This is a genomic window from Tardiphaga sp. 841_E9_N1_2, assembly GCF_051811065.1.
In the GTDB taxonomy this organism is placed as follows: Bacteria; Pseudomonadota; Alphaproteobacteria; order Rhizobiales; family Xanthobacteraceae; genus Tardiphaga; species Tardiphaga robiniae.
The window spans coordinates 2,811,314-2,825,305 of the sequence record NZ_JBPWQC010000001.1 but is presented as its reverse complement, the minus strand read 5'-3'; the positions used below and the strand labels follow the sequence as shown (position 1 = coordinate 2,825,305).

The 13,992-nt window shown below is 61.9% G+C and carries 16 protein-coding genes; 13 read left to right on the top strand and 3 right to left on the bottom strand.

Annotated features, from left to right (window positions below; all coding sequences use genetic code 11):
- Nucleotides 1-94 precede the first annotated feature (94 nt).
- The 3 genes from AB8A50_RS13615 (at nucleotide 95) to AB8A50_RS13605 (ending at nucleotide 4,040) form a co-directional block, all read left to right on the top strand.
- Nucleotides 95-2,878, top strand: coding sequence for a UPF0182 family membrane protein (locus tag AB8A50_RS13615; RefSeq protein ID WP_439077984.1), 2,784 nt, complete (start codon nucleotides 95-97; stop codon nucleotides 2,876-2,878).
- Between the two features lie 165 nt (nucleotides 2,879-3,043).
- The gene (gene ybgC / locus AB8A50_RS13610; protein WP_175368336.1) at nucleotides 3,044-3,490 is read left to right on the top strand and encodes a tol-pal system-associated acyl-CoA thioesterase; all 447 of its coding nucleotides are present in this window, start codon (nucleotides 3,044-3,046) and stop codon (nucleotides 3,488-3,490) included.
- A gap of 82 nt (nucleotides 3,491-3,572) precedes the next feature.
- Complete coding sequence (locus tag AB8A50_RS13605; protein WP_175368337.1) at nucleotides 3,573-4,040, top strand: nuclear transport factor 2 family protein; 468 nt, start codon at nucleotides 3,573-3,575, stop codon at nucleotides 4,038-4,040.
- Here the strand turns inward: AB8A50_RS13605 and phnF are convergent, their stop codons facing one another.
- Complete coding sequence (gene phnF, locus AB8A50_RS13600; protein ID WP_439077983.1) at nucleotides 4,041-4,775, bottom strand: phosphonate metabolism transcriptional regulator PhnF; 735 nt, start codon at nucleotides 4,773-4,775, stop codon at nucleotides 4,041-4,043. It lies immediately after the preceding gene.
- 125 nt (nucleotides 4,776-4,900) lie between these two features.
- Here phnF and phnG point away from each other — a divergent pair, with 125 nt between their 5' ends.
- The 10 genes from phnG to AB8A50_RS13550 all read left to right on the top strand — a co-directional run bounded on the left by phnG (nucleotide 4,901) and on the right by AB8A50_RS13550 (nucleotide 12,423).
- Nucleotides 4,901-5,362, top strand: a complete 462-nt coding sequence (gene phnG / locus AB8A50_RS13595; RefSeq protein ID WP_439077982.1) for a phosphonate C-P lyase system protein PhnG — start codon at nucleotides 4,901-4,903, stop codon at nucleotides 5,360-5,362.
- Between the two features lie 2 nt (nucleotides 5,363-5,364).
- Nucleotides 5,365-5,973 (top strand): phosphonate C-P lyase system protein PhnH, encoded by a 609-nt coding sequence (phnH, locus tag AB8A50_RS13590; protein ID WP_439077981.1) that lies wholly within the window; start codon nucleotides 5,365-5,367, stop codon nucleotides 5,971-5,973.
- A 2-nt stretch (nucleotides 5,974-5,975) separates the two neighbouring features.
- Complete coding sequence (locus AB8A50_RS13585) at nucleotides 5,976-7,082, top strand: carbon-phosphorus lyase complex subunit PhnI (RefSeq protein WP_439077980.1); 1,107 nt, start codon at nucleotides 5,976-5,978, stop codon at nucleotides 7,080-7,082.
- Entirely contained in the window at nucleotides 7,079-7,963 is an 885-nt protein-coding gene (locus tag AB8A50_RS13580; RefSeq protein ID WP_439077979.1) for an alpha-D-ribose 1-methylphosphonate 5-phosphate C-P-lyase PhnJ, read from the top strand. Before AB8A50_RS13585 ends, AB8A50_RS13580 begins: the two co-directional genes overlap by 4 nt.
- Nucleotides 7,956-8,780: a phosphonate C-P lyase system protein PhnK gene (phnK, locus tag AB8A50_RS13575; protein ID WP_439077978.1), complete on the top strand. Its 825-nt coding sequence runs from the start codon at nucleotides 7,956-7,958 to the stop codon at nucleotides 8,778-8,780. The genes AB8A50_RS13580 and phnK overlap by 8 nt, the downstream gene beginning before the upstream one ends.
- Nucleotides 8,781-8,787: 7 nt before the next feature.
- The gene (phnL, locus tag AB8A50_RS13570) at nucleotides 8,788-9,486 is read left to right on the top strand and encodes a phosphonate C-P lyase system protein PhnL (RefSeq protein ID WP_439077976.1); all 699 of its coding nucleotides are present in this window, start codon (nucleotides 8,788-8,790) and stop codon (nucleotides 9,484-9,486) included.
- 11 nt (nucleotides 9,487-9,497) lie between these two features.
- The gene (locus tag AB8A50_RS13565) at nucleotides 9,498-10,652 is read left to right on the top strand and encodes an alpha-D-ribose 1-methylphosphonate 5-triphosphate diphosphatase (protein WP_439077975.1); all 1,155 of its coding nucleotides are present in this window, start codon (nucleotides 9,498-9,500) and stop codon (nucleotides 10,650-10,652) included.
- Complete coding sequence (gene phnN, locus AB8A50_RS13560; protein WP_439077974.1) at nucleotides 10,649-11,227, top strand: phosphonate metabolism protein/1,5-bisphosphokinase (PRPP-forming) PhnN; 579 nt, start codon at nucleotides 10,649-10,651, stop codon at nucleotides 11,225-11,227. The genes AB8A50_RS13565 and phnN overlap by 4 nt, the downstream gene beginning before the upstream one ends.
- Before the next feature lie 23 nt (nucleotides 11,228-11,250).
- Nucleotides 11,251-11,871 carry a pyridoxamine 5'-phosphate oxidase family protein gene (locus AB8A50_RS13555; RefSeq protein WP_439077973.1) on the top strand — a complete coding sequence of 207 codons (621 nt, stop codon included), beginning with the start codon at nucleotides 11,251-11,253 and terminating at the stop codon, nucleotides 11,869-11,871.
- Nucleotides 11,872-12,123: 252 nt separating this feature from the next.
- Nucleotides 12,124-12,423 (top strand): HU family DNA-binding protein, encoded by a 300-nt coding sequence (locus AB8A50_RS13550; RefSeq protein ID WP_068735221.1) that lies wholly within the window; start codon nucleotides 12,124-12,126, stop codon nucleotides 12,421-12,423.
- A gap of 277 nt (nucleotides 12,424-12,700) precedes the next feature.
- On the opposite strand, the gene AB8A50_RS13545 is transcribed toward AB8A50_RS13550, so the two are convergent.
- Nucleotides 12,701-13,048: a 5-carboxymethyl-2-hydroxymuconate Delta-isomerase gene (locus tag AB8A50_RS13545; protein WP_089265362.1), complete on the bottom strand. Its 348-nt coding sequence runs from the start codon at nucleotides 13,046-13,048 to the stop codon at nucleotides 12,701-12,703.
- A gap of 143 nt (nucleotides 13,049-13,191) precedes the next feature.
- Nucleotides 13,192-13,977, bottom strand: coding sequence for an IclR family transcriptional regulator domain-containing protein (locus tag AB8A50_RS13540; RefSeq protein ID WP_439077972.1), 786 nt, complete (start codon nucleotides 13,975-13,977; stop codon nucleotides 13,192-13,194).
- Nucleotides 13,978-13,992 lie beyond the last annotated feature (15 nt).

Below are 13,992 nucleotides of genomic sequence, written 5' to 3'. Positions count from 1 at the left end.
CTCAGTTCTGATGTAGGAAGGCCGACGCAGAAAAAACAGGTGCGAGGGCTCACGACAGGCACCGCCACCTCTCGCGTTCTGCTATAATCCGTTCATGACGATCGGGATTACCGGGCCCGAACGGAAGACGCCAGGGCGAAACGCCGTGGTCGGGGTGAATGTGACTGCCATCTTCTCCGGAATTTGCCTGATCCTTCTCGCGATTGTCGGCGACTTCCTGGTCGACTGGATGTGGTTCTCCGCGGTCGGCTATTCGCAGGTTTTCTGGACATCGATCGGCGCGAAAGCCGCAGTCTTTTCTGTCGTCTTCGCGGCAACTGCCGTCATTGCGTGGGCGAACGCCCGGCTGGCACTTTTTCTTGTCCGACGGCGGCGAGGCCGGCTTCCCGTCGACTTCGACTGGAAGCTCGCGGCCACCGCGGTGCCGCCCGATCCGTTCGAATTCATGCGCGATCGGTTGCCATGGCGCCTTGCCATCGCTGGCGGCGCCGGATTCCTCGCTCTGCTTGTTGCCTGGGAGGAGGTCGGCAACTGGAGCATCATTCTGCAGTTCCTCTATCAGGTGCCATATGGCGCGAATGATCCGCTGTATGACAAGGATATTGGATTCTATCTGTTCTCGCTGCCCGCCTATATCGCCATCAAGAATTGGGCATTGCTAACGCTGTTCATGAGCGCACTTCTCGCCGCAGTGATCTATTGGCTGCATGGTCAGATCGAATACCAGGCCCAGCGGTGGTCGATATCACCAACAGCGGTTGCTCACGGCTCGGTGCTGCTCGGCTTGCTCTTTGCGGTGAAGGCATGGTCCTACGGGCTCGACCGCTATTTGCTGCTCTACGGAGACAATGGCGTAGTGGTTGGCGCGAGCTACACCGATGTCCACGTTCAGCTACCCGTTCTCTGGTTGCTGATCGGGCTCTCAATCGTTGCGGCATGCGCCGCGTGGGCGAACCTGTGGGCGCGTACCTACTGGCTCCCCACTGCCGCGATGTTGCTCGTCTTCGGGGGCGCTTTTTTGCTGTCCGGCGTGATCCCGACGCTGTTTCAGCGCTTCTACGTGAAACCGACCGAACTGGAACTGGAGCGGCCCTACATCGAACGCAGCATCCGTCTGACCAGGGAAGCCTATAATCTCGACAAGATCGCCGCCAAGCCCTTTCCTGCCGAACAGGACCTTACCTTCGCGACACTCGAAGCCAACAAGGCGACCATCGAGAACATCAGATTGTGGGACGGGCAGCCGCTAGCCGATACCTACGCCCAGCTGCAGGAGATACGCACCTACTACAAATTAAGTGACCTGGATGTCGACCGCTACTGGCTTCGCGGCACCTACCAGAGCGTGATGCTGTCGGCACGCGAGCTCAGATCCTCACTGCTACCGCCGAACGCCCAGACGTGGGTCAACCTCCACCTGCTGTTCACCCACGGCAATGGAGCGGTGATGAGCCCGGTAATGCACAAGAGCGCTGAAGGGCTTCCGCTGCTTTACCTGCGGGATATTCCTCCCGTCGCGGACGGCGGTCCCGAGATCCGCGAACCGCGCATTTATTATGGACAAGAGGAGAGCAACTACGTTGTCGTCAGGACGACCACGCCGGAATTCGACTATCCGAAGGGGAGTGAAAACGCATACACGGTCTACGACGGTGCTGGTGGCGTACCGCTGACGGGGATGGTGCGAAAAATCATCTTCGCTCACCACTTCAACGACATGAACCTGCTGCTCTCCAGCTACATCACCGACGACAGCCGGATCATGATCCGGCGCAATATCGGGGAACGGCTACGCACGATCGCCCCGTTCCTCAGCCTCGACCACGATCCCTATCTGGTCATCAGCGAGGGGCGGATGTTCTGGATCCAGGACGCCTATACAACCAGTAACTATTTCCCCTCTGCGCAGCCTGCGCCCGGCCGCAATCTGAATTACATCCGCAATTCCGTGAAGGCCGTCGTCGACGCCTATAACGGCAGTGTCGACTTTTATCTGATGGACCAGGCGGACCCGATCGCGGCCACCTACCAGCGAATCTTTCCGGGGCTATTCAAGCCGTTTGCGGCGATGCCGTCCGATCTGCAAAAGCACATCCGCTATCCCGAGGACCTCTTCCTGATTCAGGCGCAGCTTTACCAGACCTATCACATGGCATCTGCCGACGTCTTCTATAACCGGGAGGATCTTTGGCAGTTTCCGCGCCAGCCGGCTGGCGACGGCGTCGCGCCGATGGTCCCTTACTACATTGTGATGCGGCTGCCCGGCGAAACCCAGGCCGAGTTCTTTATCATGATCCCGATGGTGCCAGGCCGACGCGACAACATGATCGCATGGCTGGCAGCGCGCTGCGACGCTCCTGACTATGGAAAATTGATCGTCTACGAATTTCCCAAGGAGAAGCTCGTCTACGGACCGTTCCAGATCGAGGCGCGCATTCATCAGAACACGGAGATCTCCCAGCAAATATCGTTGTGGAACCAGATGGGTTCACGGGTGATCCGCGGAAACCTGCTGGTGATCCCGATCGAGAATTCGATCCTGTACGTATCGCCGCTGTACCTGCGCGCGGTCCACGGACACTTGCCGGAGCTCAAGCGCGTGATCGCCGCCTACGGCGAGCATGTCGTCATGAAAGAGACGCTTGCCGAGGCCTTGTCCGCGCTTTTCATCGAAACTAACGTGTCGCCGACATCGCTGAGTGCTGCGACGGAAATGCCACGTGCGAGCCCTGCGGAAAACAGGGCGCAGGAGGCGCTTGATCGCTATAACGAGGCAATGAAGCTGTTGAGGTCTGGGGATTGGGCAGGCTTCGGCACGCAGATCGACGCGATGCGCGGTCTTTTGGAGAAAATGAGCCGGGAATCGGCCGGACACTGACCAACGCCGGCTGATTGTCATTCGACAAAGAGATGCGCGTTCCCGCGACCAAGATTCCAGGTGCATCCCAAGCAAGGTTCAAGCCCAAAGCGATTGGCACTTGCTGGGGAAGGTGCCTCTGTGCAAGACGGTTACTCTCCGAAGTGTGATAAGAGGAATCTCCCCGTGACAGCCTCTCTTGATGGCGAAATTCGCGACGGTCGTCATCATATGCGGGTCCGCGTTTATTTCGAAGATACTGACGCCGGCCAGATTGTTTATCACGCAAACTTTCTGCGTTTCATGGAACGCGGCAGAACGAATTACTTGCGTTTGCTCGGAACGAGTCAACAAGAGCTGCTGAAAGAAGCGCGAGAGGATGCGCCCGGCTTTGCCTTCGTTGTTCGTTCGATGAAAATTGATTTTCTAAAACCGGCAGTCCTGGACGATCTGCTTGACGTCGTCACGGTTCCACAAGAGGTGAGGGGCGCCTCGATCATGCTGGGTCAGGAAGTGCGCCGCGGCGATGAGTTGCTGCTTGAGGCCAAGGTCAAGGTGGCCTTTGTCTCCGGCGGCCGCGCCAAGCCGATCCCGAAAGCGCTGCGGATTGCCATGAAGGCCGATCAGATTTAGCAATCGCCCAATAGGCGGAATGGCATCGACTCCGCATGCGGCAGGGCTACAATCCCTGCAACATCGCAAAGCCGAGGGTCCCATGTCGCGTCCACCGTTTCCGCCCTTCACCCGAGAGAGCGCCGCCCAGAAGGCCCGCATGGCCGAGGACGCCTGGAATTCACGCGATCCGGTGAAAGTGTCGCTCGCCTATACCGAGGACTCGACCTGGCGCAATCGCGGCGAGTTCTTTCAGGGGCGCCCGGCGATCGTCGAATTCCTCACCCGTAAATGGGCGAAGGAGCACGAATACCGGCTGATCAAGGATTTGTGGGCGTTCGACGGCAATCACATTGCCGTGCGCTTTCAATATGAATGGCACGATGACGCCGGCAACTGGCATCGCTCCTATGGCAATGAGCAATGGGAGTTTGACGAGGCCGGCCTGATGCGCCGCCGCGAGGCGAGCATCAACGATGTGGCCATTGCCGAGAAGGATCGCCGTTTCCTGTGGCCGGCGCCGGGGCCGCGTCCGGCCGATGTGCCGGGTCTCGGCACCGACCCGTTCTAACTAAAGCGAACCGCTATCGACCACGAATTCGACGCGCTCGGCGACGAAGCGCGAATGCGTAGCGCTGAGCGGCGTGCCGTCGGCATCCACATCGATGGAATCGACAATCAAGATCGGACGCCCGAGTACGACACCAAGCCGTGTCGCATCGGTCGCGTCGATGATCCCCGCGGTGACCTTCGTCGAGGCGCGGCGATAGTCCTTGATGCCGTAATGCGCCAGGGCCTTAGTCATCGAGCGCACCCGCTCATAGACCTTGCCGAAATCGGGAAAGCGTTCGGCCGACAGCCAGTTGGTGCCGACGCAGATCGGCGTCTTGTCCGCCAACCGCAAGGCTTCAATGCGGATCAGCGGAGCGCCGGCTTTGAGGCCAAGCTGCCTTGCGAGATCGCGTGTTGCCACATCGTCCCAGGCTCCGATCAATTGCGCTTGCGGCTCGCGCCCGCCGGCACCGGCAATTTCCGAGAAGCGCGTGCGTGATCGCAGGGGATATGCAAGCTTTGGCGATTCCACATAGGTGCCGCTGCCGCGCTCGGCGCGCACCAGGCCGCGTTCGGCCAGGGTCGCGAGGGCGCGGCGCACGGTGTGGCGATTGACGCGGTAGATGTCAGCCAGTTCAGTCTCGCCGGGCAGCTTTTCGCCAGCACCATAGCGGCCATCGGCAATGCCGCGCTCGATGCCGTCGGCCACATGCCGCCACAATGCAACGCCTGTTGGCTTGTCCTGAATGGTCACAAAATCGGTCCCGGAATGATGTCGACCACGCATTAGCGAAAAATCGTGCCGCTGTCACGAAACGGTCATTGCCTCCGCCTATAAAGTTGTCTAGTAAATCATACAACTTGTTGAGCGACGGTGACATGACTTCATCCTCCCTGAACCACCAGCAGGCCCGGCGCCGTGAGGCGATGGGGGTGCTTGGGCACTGCGCCACGGCGGATATCGCCGGATATCTCGATGCAGTGGCTGTTCCCGCCCATGAACATCTGCGTCAGCCGGAAAACGGCCTGGTGATGCTGCGCGGCCGGATCGGCGGCGATGGCGCGCCATTCAATCTCGGCGAGGCGACGGTGTCGCGTGCCGCTGTACGGCTTGCCAGCGGTGAGGTCGGCTTCGGCTACACACTGGGCCGTGACGGCGCGAAGGCGCACCTGATCGCGCTCTGCGATGCACTCATCCAGACCAGTGAATTTTCAGATGCTGTCGAGACCAAGGTGCTCACGCCGCTGCGCGCGCGCGTCGTCGCCGATAGCAAGCGCAAGGCTGCGGAGACCGCGGCGACCAAAGTCGATTTCTACACGCTTGTGCGCGGGGAGGGCTGATCATGACGACAGTTGCGGAAATGCCGGCCGGCTTCGCGGATAAGGTGCTTGCAGCGCAATCGACCTTCCGTTCGGTGATGGATGCGATGGCGCGTCCGGGTACCGTGCAGCGCATTCAGGCTGTTTCGGGCGTGCCTGCGCCGATGATGCGCGGCGCGGCGGCCATCGCGCTGACGCTGTTCGATCAGGACACGCCGGTGTGGCTCGATGCCAAGTTGGCGGCGACCATGGATGTCGCCAAGTGGATCAAGTTTCATACCAGCGCGCCTGTGATTGCCGATCCGGCGGTATGTACCTTTGCCGTGGTGGCAGATCCCGCCGCGCTGCCGTCCTTCGAGCAGTTTGCATTCGGCTCTGGCGAATATCCGGATCGCTCCACCACGATCGTTCTGCAGGTGGCGAGCCTGACTGAAGGCCCGACCTATGAATTGCGCGGTCCCGGTATCGATGGTGTCACGATCCTGCGCGCCGCAATCGGCGTGCCGGATCTGCTGGATCGTCTCGCGCTGAATGCCTCGCTATTTCCCCGCGGTATCGATCTCGTGCTGGTCTCCGGCGAATCCATCGTCGCGCTGCCGCGCACCACGCGCCTTGTCGCGAAGGAGGGCTGAGCATGTATGTCGCCGTCAAGGGTGGCGAACGCGCCATCGAGAATGCGCATCGTCTGCTGGCCCATGAACGCCGGGGTGATCGTGCTGTGCCGGAAGTGTCGCTGGCGCAGATTTCCAATCAGCTCGGTCTCGCCGTCGATCGCGTGATGACCGAAGGCTCGCTCTATGACCGCGAGCTCGCGGCGCTGGCCATCAAGCAGGCACGCGGCGACATGATCGAGGCGATCTTCCTGCTGCGCGCCTTCCGCGCGACGCTGCCGCGGTTTGGTTCGAGTGAGCCCGTCGATACGTCGCAGATGCAGGTGCGTCGCCGCGTCTCCTCGACCTTCAAGGACATGCCGGGCGGCCAGGTGCTCGGCCCGACCTTCGACTATACGCATCGTTTGCTCGATCCGGTGCTGACCGGCGAATCCTCGCCCGAGCAGCCGGCCATGACCGATGCAGAGCCGGGCGTGATGCCGCGCGTCACCGATATTCTTGGCCGCGACGGCCTGATTGAAACGTCGCCCATCGAAGATCCCGAGAAGCCGGTCGGCGATCTCACCCGCGATGCGCTGAGCTTCCCGGCAGACCGCGATTTGCGCCTTCAGAATCTTGCGCGGGCCGATGAAGGGTTTCTTCTGTCGCTCGGCTATTCATCGCAGCGCGGCTATGGCCGCAACCATCCTTTCGCCGGTGAAATCCGCCTCGGCGAGGTCGAGGTTGAATTCATGGCCGAGGATGTTGGCTTCGCGGTGCCGCTGGGATCGATCACGCTGACCGAATGCCAGATGGTCAATCAGTTCAAGGGCTCGGATACCGAGGCGCCGTGTTTCACGCGCGGCTATGGCCTCGCTTTCGGCCAGAGCGACCGCAAGGTGATGTCGATGGCACTGGTCGACCGCACGCTGCGCGCGCGCGAACTCGGCGAGGACATCAAGGCGCCGGCGCAGGACGAGGAATTCGTCATGTCGCATTCCGACAATGTGCAGGCGACCGGCTTCGTCGAGCATCTGAAGCTGCCGCATTACGTCGACTTCCAGTCCGAGCTCGGCTTGCTCCGCAAGCTGCGCAAGGAATTCGCCGATGCCAACGAGACGCCAGTTGCTCTTCAGGAGGCCGCGGAATGAACGCGCCGACATATAACTTCGCTTATCTGGACGAGCAGACCAAGCGGATGATCCGCCGCGCCATTCTCAAGGCGATCGCGATCCCCGGCTATCAGGTGCCGTTCGCCAGCAGGGAAATGCCGATGCCCTATGGCTGGGGCACCGGCGGCGTGCAGGTCACGGCGGCGATTCTCGGCCCCGTCGACAAGCTCAAGGTGATCGACCAGGGCTCCGACGACACCACCAACGCGATCTCGATCCGTAAATTCTTCGAGAAAACTGCCGGCGTTGCGGTGACCACGAGCACGGGCGATGCGACTGTGATCCAGACACGGCATCGCATTCCCGAAGCGACGCTGCAGGCGCATCAGGTGCTGGTCTATCAGGTGCCGATCCCCGAGCCGCTGCGCTTCCTCGAGCCGCGCGAGACAGAGACGCGGCGTATGCATGCGCTCGCCGAATACGGCTTGATGCATGTAAAGCTGTATGAAGACATCGCGCGCTTCGGCCATATCGCCACGTCCTATGCCTATCCGGTCAAGGTCAATGCGCGTTACGTGATGGATCCGTCACCGACACCGAAATTCGACAATCCGAAGATGGACAACTGCGCGGCGCTGCAACTGTTCGGCGCCGGCCGCGAGAAGCGCATCTATGCGATCCCGTCTTACACATCGGTGGTATCGCTGGATTTCGAGGATCATCCATTCGAGCCCTACAAGCACAAGGCCTGCTGTGCACTGTGCAATGCCGAGGATAGCTATCTCGACGAGATCGTCACCGACAACAAGGGCAGCCGGATGTTCGTCTGCTCCGACACCGACTATTGCGAAACGCGGCAATCACAGGGGCATCGCGGCAGCGAGAATGCTGCGCCCTATGCGGAGAGCGCAAATGCTTGATGTGACAGCGAATTCAACTCAACGCGCTGTGCCGGTGCCGGCCAGCGACGAACCATTGCTAGTTGCGGCAAACCTGGGAAAATCTTATGGCCGTCTTGCGGCATGTCGCGACGTGTCGTTCGAACTCTATTCCGGCGAAGTGCTGGCCATCGTCGGCGAGTCCGGGTCCGGCAAATCGACACTGCTGCAGATTCTCTCCGCCCAGTTAGCGCCGACCACCGGCAGCGTCTCCTACCGGATGCGCGACGGCGTGACCCGCGATCTCGCGGCGATGGGCGAAGCCGAGCGCCGCTTCCTGTTTCGCACCGACTGGGGCTTTGTGCATCAGGACCCGGCGATGGGGCTGCGCATGGCGGTCTCGGCCGGCGCCAATGTCGGCGAGCGGTTGATGGCCGTCGGTCAGAACCACTACGGCAAGATTCGTGATACCGCGACCTCGTGGCTCGAGCGCGTCGAGATTTCGCCCGAGCGTATCGACGATGCGCCGCGGACCTATTCCGGCGGCATGCGGCAGCGGTTGCAGATCGCGCGCAATCTCGTCACCGAACCGCGTCTCGTCTTCATGGACGAACCGACCGGCGGTCTCGATGTCTCCGTGCAAGCGCGCTTGCTGGACATGATGCGCACGCTGGTCAGCGAGCTTGGTCTGTCGGCCATCATCGTGACGCACGATCTCGCGGTGGCGCGGTTGCTGTCACATCGCGTCATGGTGATGCAGGGTGGACGCGTAATCGAGACCGGACTGACCGATCAGGTGCTCGACGATCCCAGAGAGCCCTATACGCAACTGCTCGTTTCCTCGATCCTGCCGGCGTGAGGTCCACATGATTCCGATGATCGATATCCGCAACGCCGAAAAGACCTTCGTGATGCATCTGCAGGACGGCATTCGCCTGCCTGTGGTGCGCAACGTCTCGTTCCATGTGGCACCGGGCGAATGTGTCGTGCTGTCCGGTCCGTCGGGGGCCGGCAAATCGTCGATCCTGAAGATGATCTTCGGCAACTATCGCTGCGACGGCGGCACCATCGGAGTGCGCCACAACGGCGACGTCGTCGATATCGCGACCGCCGAGCCGCGGCAGGTGTTGAATGTGCGCCGCGACACCATCGGGTATGTCAGCCAGTTCCTGCGCGCGGTGCCGCGTGTGGCAGCGATCGATGTCGTGGCCGAGCCGCTGCTCGCTGCTGGCGTAACGCGCGAGGAGGCGCGTGCGCGTGCGGGGGCGTTGCTCAAGCGCCTCAACATTCCCGAGCGGCTGTGGAAGCTGCCGCCCTCGACCTTTTCCGGCGGCGAGCAACAACGCGTGAATATCGCGCGCGGTTTTATCTCCGATCTGCCGATCCTGCTGCTGGATGAACCGACTGCGTCGCTCGATGCCGCCAACCGAGCCGTGGTCGTTGAACTGGTCGCCGAGAAAAAACGTGCCGGCGTCGCCATGGTTGCCATTGTGCATGACGACGAAGTGCGGCACTTGATCGCCGACCGGCTGGTGGACGTCGCATCCTTCGCCGCTGCTGCCTGAGAAAGAGAACCATGACCGCATCATCGACCGAAACCGTCATCGGCAACGCCAGGATCGTTCTTGCCGACCGCGTCATCGACAAGGGCTGGATCGCCTTCGCTGGTGGACGCATCGCCGAATTCGGCGAGGGTGATGCGCCACGCGGTAGCGACGATGCGCGCGGCGATCTGATTATGCCCGGCCTGATCGAATTGCACACCGATCATCTCGAAGCCCATTTCATGCCGCGGCCAAAGGTGTTCTGGGATCCCATCGCTGCCGTCGTCTCCTATGACGGTCAACTTGCCACGTCCGGCATCACCACGGTGCTCGACTCGGTGCGGGTCGGCTGCGAGGACTCAAGCCAGGGCATCGACAGCTACGCCGGCGTGCTGGTGGATTCCATTGCATCTGCCGGCGAAGCCAGTCTCCTGCGGGTCGATCACTTCCTGCATCTGCGCTGCGAGATTCCGATGCCGACCGTGGTCGAGGAAGCGAAGGCACTCTTGGCGAAGCCGAACGTCCGGCTGATGTCACTGATGGATCATACGCCTGGCCAGCGCCAGTTCCGCGATGAGGAGAAGCTGCGCACCTATTATCGCGGCAAGGGCGGCAAGAGCGATGCCGAGCTCGATGTGATGTTCGCGCAACGCCTGGCTTGCCAGCAGCAATATGCGGCCGGCAATATGCGGGCGATCGTGGCGCTGGCTCACGGGCGCAATATTCCGCTGGCGAGCCATGACGACACGACGGAAGACAACGTCACCGAAGCCGTTGGAGATAAGGTCTCGGTGGCCGAATTCCCGACGACGCTGGAAGCGGCCCAAGGACTGCACAAGGCCGGCATCGGCATCCTGATGGGGGCGCCGAATGTCGTCCGCAACGGTTCGCATTCCGGCAATATCGCGGCGATCGATCTCGCCCGCGAAGGCATGCTGGATATCCTGTCGTCGGACTATGTGCCGTCGAGCCTTCTGATGGGCGCGTTGCAGCTTTCGACCAAGGTGCCATCCATCGATCTGGCCAGCGCGATCCGCACGGTGACCAAGCGGCCCGCAGAAGCAGTCGGGCTCGTGGACCGCGGTGAGATCGCGGTCGGCAAGCGCGCCGACGTGATCCGCGTCCATGGGGCGCATGAAGTGCCGGTGGTGCGCAATGTCTGGCGCGAAGGACATCGCGTGGCATGACCGACACCGCGGCGATATCCGAAGCGCAAGCAGGCCGGATCGGCCCCGGCCGGTTGGTGCTGGTGGTCGGCCCGTCGGGTGCCGGCAAGGATACGCTGATCGGTCTGGCGCAAGCCGCCTGCGCGGATGACGACAATGTGGTGTTCACGCGCCGCGTGGTGACGCGCGAGGCGTCGGAATTCGAGAATAATGCGCAGGTCACGCCGGAGGCGTTCCGTCAGGCACAGGCCAGCGGCGCCTTCGCCGTCCACTGGGAAGCGCATGGTCTTTGTTATGCGCTTCCGCGCTCGATCGATGATGCGCTTCGCGCCGGCCGCAATGTCGTTGCCAATATCTCACGAACGGTTATCCCGGCGCTACGTGCCTCTTATGAAGATGTCGTCGTGGTGTCGATCACGGCGCCGCCGGAAGTGCTTGCGGCGCGACTTGCGGCACGGGGACGCTCAACCGATGGGCCGATCGGCGATCGGCTCAAGCGCAGCGTCGAGACATCAGGTGCCGACGTCACGATCAACAATATCGGTGTCGCGGAAGATCATGCGGATGACCTGATACGGGTCATCAGAGGTCAATAGATACGGCGGAGGGGAGTGCGGCCATGTCGGTGATCGGAACCATCGAGCAGCTCGAAGAGATCTACGGCCGCCTCGATGACATCGGCGAAGCATCCACCGCCAAGGTCGCGGACTGCGTAACGGCGCAGTATCGGCGGCTGATCGAGGTCTCGCCCTTCGCCGCTCTGGCGACCACCGGCCCCGAGGGGCTGGATTGCTCGCCGCGCGGCGACAAACCGGGCTTCGTCCGGATCCATGACGAGCGCACCTTGATGATGCCGGACCGCCGCGGCAACAATCGCGTGGACTCCCTGCGCAACATCGTGCGCGATCCCAACATCGCGCTGCTGTTCCTGATCCCCGGTGCCGGCACCACGCTCCGCATCAACGGGACGGCGCATCTCTCAACGGACCCGGATCTGCTGGCGTCCTTCGCCGTGGAGGAGAAGGCTCCCCGCACGGTGATCGTGATGACGGTCGGGGAGATCTATTTCCAATGCGCCCGCGCCATCGTGCGGTCCGATCTCTGGAACCCTGATAAACGCGTCGATCCGAAAACCCTGCCGACGCCCGGCGAGATCCTGGCGGAGATGAGCGAGCGCCGGGTCGGCGGTCCGGAATACGATCGGCAATGGCCGGAAAGGGCGCGACAGACCATGTGGTGAGGGGGCGAATCTGGGGGGGATTTTTGCAGTGCGCTTCTGTCGCCTGCCGCGACTCCGTAGGCCCCTTAATCTAAGTATTTTGCGCTTGCGAGGGTCCTTAAACCCTGCCGTACAAGTCGAATCGGGGTTTGATGGTCAAAAAACATCATTTTTCCCGGCAAAATCTGTGAAAATTTCATTGAGCACGGGTTTTTTCCCGTAATTCCTCATAGTGTCTGTCTCACCGAATCACGGCAAACCAAAAGGTGCAAAATGGCAGACCAAATGACGAAGTCGCAGCTCATCGAGAAAATCGCTGAGACCACTGAGCTCTCGAAGAAGGACGTCAAGGGCGTTATCGAGACCATGGCGACCCTCGGCTATAAAGAGCTGAAGAAGAGCGGCGTGTTCCTCGTTCCCGGCTTCGCCAAGTTCGTCGTCATCAAGAAGCCCGCCACCAAGGCACGCAAGGGCACCAACCCCTTCACCGGCGAAGCCATGACCTTCAAGGCCAAGCCGGCCCGCAAGATCGTGCGCGCCCGCCCGGTCAAAGCTGCGAAGGACGCGGTCTAAGCGGACCCTCGGCGCGGTCGCCCATGAGGTGACCGCAGCCGACCTGAATTGAGAACGGCGCGGCATTTCCCAGGGGATGCCGCGCCGTTTTCGTTTTGGGAGTGCCTTACCTCTCCCCGCCTGCGGGGAGAGGTCGACTGCAACGGGCGAAGCGCGTGGAAGTCGGGTGAGGGGGCTCTCCATTCGCTCCGCGCCTGCGGAGGCTCCCCCCTCATCCGTCGTCGCTTCGCGACGCCACCTTCTCCCCGCGGGCGGGGAGAAGGCAGTCAGCGCGGCTCTAATCGTTCACTCGCTTCTTGTAGGCGACCGCGTCCATATCCCTGATATCGACGCTGAGGCTTTTGGTGTGCGGCAGCAGCAAAACCATTGCCGCGCGCAACGCCTCGCTCACGGCGACTTTCTGCTCGGGTGTGCGGCCCTCGAGCATCGAGACCGACAGGTGGCAGAAGCCTTCGGCCCGGCCGGCCATCAGGTGATGCGCATACGGGATCGCGCGCACCTTGATGTCGGCGGCCTTCATTACCCCGGTGGCGGCGCCGGCATTGTGCAACGCCTGCATCAGGCTGGCGATGTCGAGCGCGTCGCCATGGCCGTCGGTGGAATGTTCGATGACGATATGGGGCATGAGACGACAATTCCTGGTTCGTGTTCAATCTCGGACCTCATGGTGAGGAGGCGCCACTTGGCGCCGTCTCGAACCATGAGTGTAGGGCTCCTCATCCTTCGAGACGCGGCCAAGTGGCCGCTCCTCAGGATGAGGGGACAGCGTTAAAGAAGCAGCGGCTTCACCGAATCCGCGGCATCGCGCAGCAGCGGCAGGAAGCGATCGATCATTTCGCCGGTCGAGACCCGGTCCACATGGGCGCCCATATTGATGGCGGCGACGATGGCGCCATCGTAGCGCCGCACGGGCACGGAGATTGAGCGGAAGCCCGGTTCGGCCTCGCGGTCGACCAGCGAATAGCCTTTCTCGCGGTCGGTGATGATGGTGGCCTTCAGCAGTTCCTTGTCGGTCACCGTGAAGGGCGTCATCGCTACGAGGTCCATGGTATCCAGCGTTGCGGTGAGGTCGTCGTTGGAATACTTGCCGAGCATGGCGCGGCCCACCGACGAGCAGAACGCGGGCAGCCGGTAGCCGAGATCGATGCCGGCAGAGAACACGCGCGCCGGGCTGGCGCGGGCGACGAAGATCACCTCGTGGCCCTCGAGCACCGCGAGCGACGAAATCTCCTGCGCGTCGCTGGAGATGCTGTCGAGCACGGGTTGCAGGATGGTGACCACCTGATTGGACGTCATGTAAGAACCAGCCAGCGCCAGGACGCGCGGTGACAGCGCGAACAGCTTGCCGTCGCTGGTCACATAGCCTTTGCGTTCCAGCGTAAACAGGATGCGGCGCGCAGTGGCACGCGGCAGCTCGGCGGCCTTGGCGACGTCGCTCAGCGTCATCGGGCGCGAATGTGCGCCGAACAGTTCGAACACCCGCAAGCCGCGATCGAGGCTCTCGATGAAGTCGGTATTGCCGCGTTCGTCGTCGGGGCGCTTGATCTTGGGCATAAGCCGCGGGTCCGC